The sequence below is a fragment of the Kosmotoga arenicorallina S304 genome (genome assembly GCF_001636545.1).
Taxonomy (GTDB): Bacteria; Thermotogota; Thermotogae; order Petrotogales; family Kosmotogaceae; genus Kosmotoga_B; species Kosmotoga_B arenicorallina.
This window is the reverse complement of the sequence record NZ_JFHK01000004.1, coordinates 167,458-178,016: the sequence shown is the minus strand read 5'-3', so window position 1 is coordinate 178,016 and position 10,559 is coordinate 167,458. Positions and strand designations below refer to the sequence as shown.

General features: G+C 42.0%; 6 protein-coding genes. 2 read left to right on the top strand and 4 right to left on the bottom strand.

Annotation, left to right across the window (positions count from 1 at the left end):
• Positions 1-15 precede the first annotated feature (15 nt).
• The 4 genes from AT15_RS03335 to AT15_RS03320 form a co-directional block, all read right to left on the bottom strand.
• Entirely contained in the window at positions 16-1,839 is a 1,824-nt protein-coding gene (locus AT15_RS03335) for a VWA domain-containing protein (protein WP_068346341.1), read from the bottom strand.
• A 5-nt stretch (positions 1,840-1,844) separates the two neighbouring features.
• Positions 1,845-6,917, bottom strand: a complete 5,073-nt coding sequence (locus tag AT15_RS03330; RefSeq protein WP_068346340.1) for a PEGA domain-containing protein — start codon at positions 6,915-6,917, stop codon at positions 1,845-1,847.
• Between the two features lie 71 nt (positions 6,918-6,988).
• Complete coding sequence (locus AT15_RS03325; protein WP_068346338.1) at positions 6,989-7,237, bottom strand: hypothetical protein; 249 nt, start codon at positions 7,235-7,237, stop codon at positions 6,989-6,991.
• Positions 7,234-8,949: a tetratricopeptide repeat protein gene (locus tag AT15_RS03320; RefSeq protein WP_068346337.1), complete on the bottom strand. Its 1,716-nt coding sequence runs from the start codon at positions 8,947-8,949 to the stop codon at positions 7,234-7,236. Before AT15_RS03320 ends, AT15_RS03325 begins: the two co-directional genes overlap by 4 nt.
• A 99-nt stretch (positions 8,950-9,048) precedes the next feature.
• Here AT15_RS03320 and secG point away from each other — a divergent pair, with 99 nt between their 5' ends.
• Together secG and tyrS are read left to right on the top strand one after the other, a co-directional pair.
• On the top strand, positions 9,049-9,297 hold the full coding sequence (gene secG / locus AT15_RS03315; RefSeq protein WP_068346637.1) for a preprotein translocase subunit SecG: 249 nt from the start codon (positions 9,049-9,051) through the stop codon (positions 9,295-9,297).
• Between the two features lie 14 nt (positions 9,298-9,311).
• Positions 9,312-10,511 (top strand): tyrosine--tRNA ligase, encoded by a 1,200-nt coding sequence (gene tyrS, locus AT15_RS03310; protein WP_068346335.1) that lies wholly within the window; start codon positions 9,312-9,314, stop codon positions 10,509-10,511.
• Positions 10,512-10,559 lie beyond the last annotated feature (48 nt).

Here is a 10,559-nt window from a genome sequence, read left to right as displayed (position 1 = left end):
GCACCCCCACAGAGATTACTTGGAAATTTCAAATTCCTGTCCGGTTTCATCAATAAATAAAACCTTACCATCGATTATGCTAATTGAGCCAATACCAATGGCTTCAGGCAAAAGCCTATAGAACTTTTCCCGGGCAGGGGGAACGCCAAGCCCGAAATATGGCTTTGCCTGTCCGGAGGGCTTCCTTCCATCCAAAATCCCAAAAACTACCGAAAAGTTGTATTCGGCATTTTCGCCTGCAAAGACTATATCATCGATCCCGTCGCCTTCAATGTCCTCCAATTTGAGCAACTGTATGTGCCCGGGATGAAAATATTTCCCCAGTATGCTTCCATCGGAGGAAACGACTGCGATTATTGAAGGGAACCAGGGCATATGGTTCAGAAGCGCAACAATTTCTTTTTTCCCGTCGTCGTTCACATCTCCACACAAAATAGAATCTATTCTAAATGAATCATCAGGCCAGAAGACACTGTCGTCCGAAAGGGTTATATGCCATATAGGTTGACCTTTTGAATCAAACATGTAAAGCGTTCCCAGGCCCTCTGAGTCGGTTCCGGCTATTATTTCAAGGCTGCTGTCAGCGTTGATATCTGTAGTGAAATATGAAGAGAAGGTTATCCCGAGTTGCTTCTCTATGGTGGTGATGTCAAGTGCAGCTCGATCTTGCTCGGGTTTAATCACTTTTTCCACCACAGTTTTTACTATTTCCGGTTTTTGCTTTTCGATAACTCTGAACCCTGTGTGGGCAATGCTTGAAGTTCTGCCATCGCGTACCTCGCAGGAAACATTGAATGTGCCGGTGGCTTCAGGAGTAATAGTGATTTCTTCCTGATCTTCCTCGAGAAGCTGCCCGTTTAGTTTCCAGCGAAATGCCAGGGTATCTCCGTCCATATCTTTTGCCTGCACGTTTATGCGAACGGGTTCGCCGGGAAATGAAACCGGCGGAATTACAGAAAGGCTGTTTATTATCGGTGGAGAATTCGTTTTTTCCGGTGAAAGATAACTGGTATAGACTTTTGAACCGTCCTCAAGCTCGACTTCGATAATGTGTTCCCTCTCAAAATCGAAATTAGGGGTTCTGTATTCAAGCAAATAAGATTTGAAAAAGGTTGCTAAAGCGCTGTTAAAAGCTTCTTCCACTTCCCAGATAGCGTTTATGTTGAAAAATTGAGCCCTCGCCCTTTCGACAAAGCTTTTGAATTCGTCAATGGGAGGCCCTATTATGATAAGATTGAAATCCCTTTCGGATAATTCTTTTTGAACGTCTTGAAGGGTAAGGCTGCTGTATTCGGTTCCGTCATTTTGCTGATGGGGAGGAGCATTGGTTATCAGAAGAATGACCTTTCGAGCGTGAGGGTCAAAATCGAAATTCGCAGCTTCAAGCAGTGCGTCAAGTGAAAGCTCATTGTCGTCACCTCCGCCAAAGGGAATCGCATCTTGCAACCATGCGATGCAATTGCTGGCGTTTGTAGTCAAAGGGTATATTTTCAACAATTCATCTGTGAAAGTTACCATTCCCGTTCTGACTCTTATCCCGCTGGAATTCAATTTATCAAGCGTTGCTGCCATCAGATCATCGAGAAAGCCCATCACCTTTCTCATACTGCCAGAAGTGTCAAGGACCATGACTATATCCAGATCGGAAACAAACCCTTCTTTGGCCTTTCCAAACCAGAATTCCACATTTTTCCCATCTTCAATTATGCGCGTTGGTGTAGATTCTGCTGAAACATAAAAGGAGACCAGAGGATAGCGCGATAGATTCAATTCCAGGATGTTCGAGAACGTGACCAGGGACAAAAGAACAAAAATTGCGATCATCACCCGTCTTAGCATTACTTTCACCACCCAACCGTCTCAAAAATGGTATGGCCGACTATGTCCGTAGCAGATAAATTCAGGGATTCTCCCTTTGGTATTTTCTGGGTAACCGTGAATTCCTTCGTTTTTTGTTTGAGATCGTCAAACTGGTATCTTTTGCCATTTATAGAGACAGAGCTCAATCCCAATTCATCCTTGAACGTAGCAATCAGGGTGAGATTACCATTTTCATCAGGGACTTTTTTGATTTCTATTTGCGGAGGCTTAGTGTCTATGTATATTTTATAAGTTGCTGACTTTTTCAAGCCAAAAAGGTCCTCCACAGTTATATTGAAGTATGATACACCATCGGGGAAAAATCTCTCCTCGTTGAGATATACTTCACGCTTTCCGTATGTGTTGTACTCTTTTTTGGCGATATCGGGTTTCACTGCATCGGTTGTTATCGACTTTATGCCTGTATTATCTTTGGCAAAAATTTCAATTTCAATAGCATTTTTCGCGCTGTACATCGTTTCGTGAAGATTTGTGGATAAGTTCGGAAATTCTTTGTCTGGAATTCTTACAAAGACCTTTCCAATATCCTCCCAATCATTTTTGCCTGACAAGAATAGCATGTTGAATTTGTTGAAGTAGTCCAGTGTTCCTTCCTTTTCGATGTGTTCATCGAAGGTGTCTATTGTAACCTTGTAGTTCACAGGGTTGGGATAAAGGTCTGAGTAATAATAATGCACCGCGATGTGATAATCGCCCTCTTCAGGCAAGAAGGAACCTTTGTAATTCAGGATATAGGTTTCTTCGTTCGATGAATGCTGTCTTGCATCTACATTTATATAGGCACACTTGCTTGATGGGTTCATTGGGCCTACAACCGTTCCATCAGGTTCTCTAACGTAAAGGTCAAGATCTGCCGCGGTGGAATCCCAGGTTAATGTAACCCTCATGGCTTCGTGGCGCGGAATTGATAGAATGCTGTGATCTTTAATGCCAATCCCATCTGATGTTTTTATCACTACCAGAAGGTTGTTCCACCCGGTGGATAGAGGAACCCATTCTTCAAAAAGCTCGCCTTTTTGTGTTGATGTCTTGATAAGCTTTCCGTTGTTGTAAACCTCCAAAGTATAGGTACCCTCTACCGGGATTAGAATTTTTCCGCTGAGCTCAACAAGATCGCTGGTCATAACATTCCCGGCTATATCGTTGAGCTCAAAGGGAATCCATTGAAGTGCTTTTTCGGTGCGCTTTCCTGTTATATCCATAGCGACAATTTCAAGCTTTTCGGTTAATTCGTCCCGTGAAGCTATATACTCAAAAGTTCTCTGACCATTTAATTTATCTATGTATTTACCGACTTTCACGTATTTTAGCCCTGAATCGTCCTCAAAGGTAATTTTAGCCATCATTTCGCCGTTTTTTTCCATGGGGGCAAAGGAAATAACTGGTGGGATTTTATCTACAAAAATATACTGTGAAATCCTTGAAATATTTCCAGAAAGATCGGCGGCCTCAATGTTGATATTGCCAGATTCCTTCAATACTATTTCAAAAGTATCCTCAATAGAAGTTGTCCCGGAGTACTTCCTTTCGGTGTCTTGAACTCTTATAAAATCTATTCCGCCGCTGTCAGTAGCTATGAGAGTTATTTCAGCGCTTGTCGAGACGACATTTGTGGGAAGCTTTAGCTCCAGCTCTGGCGGTTGATGATCTTTTCTTATCGTGAATCTTGTAGATGTTATATTTCCAGCCATATCGACAGCACTTATTTCGATAGTCTTCATATCTTTTCCGGCAAGGCTGACAGTGTGGTTGTAGCTGAATGATTTTCTGCCATCTATATCCACTTTTTTGGCGTCAATTACAAGTGAGCTGATGCCGAATTCGTCAACTACATTTATCGCTATGATAACCGTCTCACTACCAGTTATTGAAGGACCCTTTATCTCAATTTCTGGACCCTTTATATCGTATAGTACATAGAATTTTTTGCTTGAAATATTTCCAGCTAAATCGGTAGCTGATAGAACCACAGCTCTGGATTTCCTGTCTGTCTTAAACCTCAGAGTGTAATTGTTTTCAGAAACCATTACAGGAGTTGCTGGCTCGTCATCCAGTGTTATCTTTGAAATTCCCGTATCATCGTTGATAGTGAAGGATAAATCCACATATTCCGACGCTGTGAAGAAGTAATCATCTATTGCTATCTGCGGGGCTTTCCGGTCAAGAATCACGGTTATTTGATCTGCATCAAGCACGTGCTTTTCGAGGTCTTCAAGGGTCATCTGGAGAAGGTTAACCCCGCTCTTAACCGTTGTGAGCAAAAGGCTGTGGGGATATATCGTAAGGCTGTCCAGATATGTTAACATTCCCTCGCCATTAAGAAAGACCGGTAATGGAGAGCGGGAAGTTCTGCGGGCTCTTATAAACAAACCGCCACCTTCCCAGCTGATGATTTTCTTTTCGAGGGGCTTTTCAATCTCGAGGGAGGCGTCTTCGTAGGTATTTGAGAGCAATGAAGCAAATCTAAAGTCATCCGGGTCAAGCTCTTCAACATGTGTAAGGGGCTTTTCGAAATCGCCAGATGCGATGGATAAAGCCGCGAGTGCTTTTTTAATAAGGATTGAGTCTATTATACTTTTGTCAATCGAGTTCAGATATTCCCGGGCGGTGTCTGCTCCATCATTAAGCCAGTACTGCAAGCTTCTCCATACTGCTGATAAAGGTTTTAAGGCATTGAACTGTTCCGTTCTTTCAGCAAGCTCGCTGAGTAATTCACCGTTTCCGGTCATGAGAGCTGTATAAGCAGCGGTGATTAAATCTATAAGGTCATTTGAGTTGGCCGCTTCTTCAGCTATTTCCGTGGCTTTTTCGTCTAAGGATAAGGTTATGTAGAGCTCCGCTGCGAATCTTCTTATAAGAGGAGAGGGATACATTTTTAATAATTTTTCTGCCAGAAGGGCAGCGTTTTCAGGCTTTGTTATCCCTGCTTGAAGAAGCTTCAGTACAGCCAAACCATCTTCCGCTCGGTCTGCTGGCAAAGCAGTTAATGTGTTTGAAAAATTCTCCAAATCGCCAAGAAGGTATTCGAATAATGCCTTTTTGGATAAAAGGGAATCATCGTGAATTCCAGAGTGGTTTAGTATAGATAGAAATGACTTCAAATGTGAGAATTTTCCGTCTACCAGCGAAGCTCTCAGTTCGATGTCGGCTAACCAATCAATCAATTTCAATTCCTGTTCCTTTTCCAGTGAAGCAATTTTAAGATATTCTTCCAGCACTCTTGAGGCTTCCGGATATCTGTATTCGCCGATCAGGTCATTCAAAAATTTCTCTATTGGAACTACTTCTATTTTTTGCCTTTTGAGGAATCTGAAAGAACTCAACTCTATATAATATTGCCCGGTTTTTTGCAAAACCAGCTCATAACTCGCTGTATCATTGAATAAACGTCTTTCCTCCCAGAGAGTGGTTCCATCCAGAGTAACAGCTTTGAATGTTAAATTTATTGGCGCTGTCATCGTTGCAAGTGAAGAGACTGTAACTTCAAAGGGCATACCTGCCACTGCACTGGGAGGCGTGTTCATCTTCAGTGAAATCTCGGGAATAGGGATCAGGAATTTTCCCTCGATTCGGGAAGCAGGAGTATCGATTCTCAAAAGGGCTGTTCTTTCTCCCGTTGATATATATTTCCCGATATAGAGATTTTCAAAAGCTTCAAGGATTTTTTTGAATGCGCTGTCTAAATCATCAATGGTAGGTGAGTCCAGGAAAGTTCCGCCAGTTGAGGTTGTTAATGTCCCCAGGCTGAATTTGTCAATATTCCTTCCCAGTCCAATGGCGAAAATCACCACGTTGTTTTCCCTAGCGATCCTTATGGCATCTGATATCGAATTTTCGCTTCCCAGATCTGTATCGTTCAGGTTTGCATCAACGCCGTCAGTAACAAGCACAAGAAATCTTGGGCCATTTCTTTTCGAAAGGAGCTCAACGGCTTTAATAACCGTGTCATAAAGCGGGGTGGATCCCTGAGCAGTAATGTTTCCAAGAGCTGCAACGAGCTCCTGGCGGTTATCGGTGAAATTTTTTATTAGCTCTATTTCGTTGTCAAAAGCAATTAATGCGATGGAGCTATTAGAAGGCAGTAAACCCAGGAAATCTTTTGCAGCTAACTTCGCCTTTTCTATCACAGGTTTCATGCTACCGCTCCTGTCCAGGGCAAGGGTGAAATTCAATGCCTCTTCCTGCTTTATCGGGATCAGTTGCGATAAGGAAGTAGCGGTTCCGGCTTCAATTATCGAAAGCTTGCTGTTATTTATCGTTTCTAAAGAAAGCGGGGTATTGGATTCGTCATAGGCTCTGAAAATAATGCTGATTTCTGGATAACGCTGGATGTCCACATTGAGAAACTCTATTTTTCCGGTGACCTTTTCATACAATTCCTCTACCAGAGCGCTTGAAAGATTGCCGACGATATCTCTGAGAACGGGTAAAAAGGCATTTTGAAAGTTTTCCCTTATGCCGGTAACTTCAAAGGATTTCTCTAATTTGAAAAACTCGCGGTTTAGAATCAAATCGTGGTATTTAACCGATAAAGTAAATAAGTGATTTTCCTCTGATTCGCTATGGCTTAAAAGGAAATCGAGATATCCAGAGTACCCAAGTTCGGCAGAAGAATCCAAAGCTTCGCCAGAAACAACATCAGCAGATAGATTGATGTCTGCGAAGAGTTTTTTTATGGATTCGCTGGCCATTCCAAAAAGCCATTCTTCTGGTTCGAAATCGCTTATCTGGAGTCCAACGAGCATCTTTCCAAGCATTGCTGAATAATCTGGGCGGATCTTAAGGGCCCTTTCCACGCGAACAGTAGTATCTTTGTCGACATAAACATATTCTTCATAAGGCTCAAAACCCTTTTTTTCTATTGCGACTCTATGATATCCCTCAACTGCGTCCATACTGAAGGGGGTGTATCCAAGATGCTCACCATCGATATAAACAAGGGCTTTGGAAGGATAGGAATCAACGCTGAGAACCCCATAACTGAAAAAAGTTATCGAAAAAAGCAGAAACAACAACATCAAGTATTTTGCCTTCATTGGCTCAACCCCCTCTTAAACTCACTTTGTCTCTATCAATTATAGGATAATTAACTTTCAAATCAAAAGGATTATTTTTCCATATCTGGATTTTCGGAATCAGGAACTTTTTTGTCGCCAAAAAAGTATTCCCGGGGATTTTCTATAAGCTCTGAAAGCCCCCCAAAAAGCGAATCAAGGCTGCTGAGTATTTCTTCGGCCTCATCCTGCGAAAAATGTTCTTTGAGCAAGCGGATGATTTTTTCAGAATTCAAACTATCCGGGTTGATGTCTTCATTGATAACAAATTCAAAGAATCTTTCGAAAAGGTCTTCTCTCATAAATACCTCCTGAAATAAGTGTAGATATTGTCAGTCTTAGAAGCCTCATCAATCGCATCTGTTCTCACAAGGGATAATATTTTTACAAGGAACTCCCTTGGAGTTTCGGAAACGCTTTCCAGAGCTGTATCAGCGTCTATGAAGTGGGTTTCGGAAACCTCAGCGATGAATCTGGAAAATTCGAAGGCGAAACTTCTGAATTCCTCTATCATTTCTTCAATAAAGGAATATATATCAACGGCTTCATCGGCAAGTGCGTAAGAATAAAGCCTTAAAATCATTAAAAACATTGCCAGGGTTTCTCCGCTTCCTGATAGGATAAAAGCAAATCGCCTTGCAAAGAGCTCCATACTTCCGAAGGCAAAGCCAAAAAAGGGGAGAAATCTGATAAAGAGTTTCAGTTCATCAACAGAAATCTCTCTTTCATCGGGCACTTTTCCTTTCATGATACCTCTTATCCGGCTTTTTGCTGTGGTGTCGCTAAGGCTTTTCAGTGACCATTCCATAAGCTTCTGGTAATCAATATAGCCTCCCTCAAATAAGCTATTTGCTCCCAAAAGCGAAGATGAAAGCTCGCGTAGTTTATCTGTTTTTTCTCCTATTTTTCCCGTTTTATACTCACGTAGCAAGCCTGAAAACAATGGATTTGCAAATTCATGGTCTTTCCTGCCTTTCTCTTTGAGAAGGCTGCAAAGGTTTATATACTCTTTGAGGTCTTCCGGAGCAGAATCCGGCAGCATTCCTTTTGCTTTCTCGGGATCTCCAAGCATTAAAAAGCATCTTGCAAGAGCCACCTCAGCTGCGGTATCGCTATTTGAGTCAAGATAAAGCGTAAGGTGTTCAATTGCATCTTCAACAAATCCCATTTCTCTTTCAAGCAATGCTATGTCGTACAAAATTTCCTCCGCGGAACTCATCTTAAAGGCTTCCTTTAAATCAGTCAGTGCGGGATAAAGCTTTCCGAGCCTTTCTCTTGCATAAGCCCTATTGTAGAATAGCTCCCAGCGTTTCTCCCGCCTTAAAGCTATGTTGAAGGCTTTTTCGGCATCGGCGTGTCTCTGAAGCTCGTTCAATATTACACCTTTACGCAAAAGGGCATCGACAAATATCCGGGAGCTGGAAGGTATGTGCTCCAATATCTCCAGTGCAGAAGAAAGCATTCCTGAAGCACTATATGAATCAACTACGCCAAGCAAAGGCAAGTCAAACTCTCCATGGGATTGTTCCAGAGATTTTATGTGAAATTTTACAGCTTCGTCATATTCGCCTTTTTTCTGGAGTAGTCTGGCGAGCTCAAAATATCCAATGTAGAAATTTTGGTTCATTTCAACGGCTTTTCTCAACTCAATTTCGGCTAAGTTTAATTTTCCAATCTCGCGCAAAAGCAATCCATGATAAAAAAAGTAGCGGTAATCGACTTTTAGCTTTTCCGCTTTGCCGAGCCAGTCCTTTGCTTGCTCGATATCCCCATTGTTCAGTGATTTTTTAAAAGCTTCGTAGTAAAAATACAAAAGGTATGAATCATAGTATTCATTTGGCTTTACCCTGTGCTGAGTTTCCAGACCTCGAATTATTATATCAAGGTCAATTTTATCCCTGTCAACGATTTTCGGAACGTCTTCTATTCTCACAGGGAGCTTGATGGGAAGGTTTTGAATTTTTGCCACTGAAGGTTTCAAAGGTAGATAAATCAGGATTTCGTGCCTGGGCAAATAAACACCTCCATAAATACGATATTTGCGACAAACCAACACATATAGTATAATACCAAACGAACAATATCGCGATAATCGGGAGGTATAACAATGGTAATGTTGTCCTATTTGCTCATTGCGTTGCATACTGTAATCAGCGTAGCACTTGTTATTCTCGTACTTATTCAGATGACCAAAGCCTCAGAACTCGGCGGAGCATTTGGTAGTGGTGGTACGCACACCATGTTTGGAAGAAAGAAAGGGCTTGACACGCCCGGTAAGATAACTCTGTGGCTGTCTGTTGCCTTTATGGCCAATAGCGTGCTCCTCGCTTTTGTCATTTCCAGAGCCTTTCCGCTTTCTTGATTCGGGTGATAACTTTGGTATCTCCAGAAAAGCAATTATTAGAGCTTAAGAGAAACGCTGTCTCTTTTGTCTCGGAAAGCGAGTTGCTTGAAAGGCTGAAAGAAGGGAAGCCTTTGAGGGTTAAACTGGGCGTTGACCCCTCAAGGCCTGACCTTCATCTGGGGCATGCGGTGGTACTGAGAAAGCTCAGACAATTTCAGGATTACGGTCACCAGGTAGTCCTCATTATTGGTGACTTTACAGCGAGGATTGGCGATCCTTCGGGGCGTTCCAAGACCCGTCCGATGCTTTCCAGAGAAGAAGCCCGGGAGAATGCTATCACTTACAGCAGGCAGGCCTTCAAAATTCTGGACAAAGAAAAGACAGAAATTCGCTTCAACTCAGAATGGCATGACAGGCTTAACTTTGAAGATGTTATCAGGCTTGCTGCAAAATATACCGTTGCAAGGATGCTTGAAAGGCACGATTTTAACAAAAGATATAATAACAATGAACCAATAAGCGTCGCCGAGTTTCTGTATCCCCTTGCCCAGGCTTACGATTCTGTGGTAGTCAAAGCGGATGTGGAAATAGGCGGAGACGACCAATATTTCAATTTTATAGTAGCAAGGAAAATTCAAGAAGAATACGGTTTAAGGGCGCAGATCGTTCTCACGTTCCCACTCATTGAAGGTACTGACGGGAACCTGAAAATGTCTAAAAGCTATGATAACTATATAGGTTTTGAAGACCCCCCTGTGGACATGTATGGTAAAATAATGTCCATTCCAGACAAACTTATCGTCAAATATATGAAATTACTTACAGATATTCCTGAAGCGGAAATAGCAGAATATGAAAAACAGATGGAGAACCGAGCTGTGAATCCAAGAGATATAAAAATGAAATTAGCCTACGACATTACCCACCAATTTCACGGTAGAGAAAAAGCAGATGAAGCTCAAGATTATTTCGTTAAGGTTTTCAGAAAAAAAGATATCCCTGAAGAAATGCCCGAAATAGTTTTGAATTGCGATAACATAGATATAGTTGAATTACTCACAAAATTCGCCGGGATTTCCAGCCGGAGCGAAGCGAGAAGGCTCATTCAGCAGGGCGGTGTGAAAATCAACAATTCTGTAATCGACGATATGCACGCTAAATTAAGGCTTTCCGATGGCGACGTGCTGAGAATTGGTAAAAGACGTTTTTTTAGAATTAAAAATAAATCTTAGTCTTGAAACTGATAGCGAGTTTACTGTATAATAGGTTCGTACTATGGC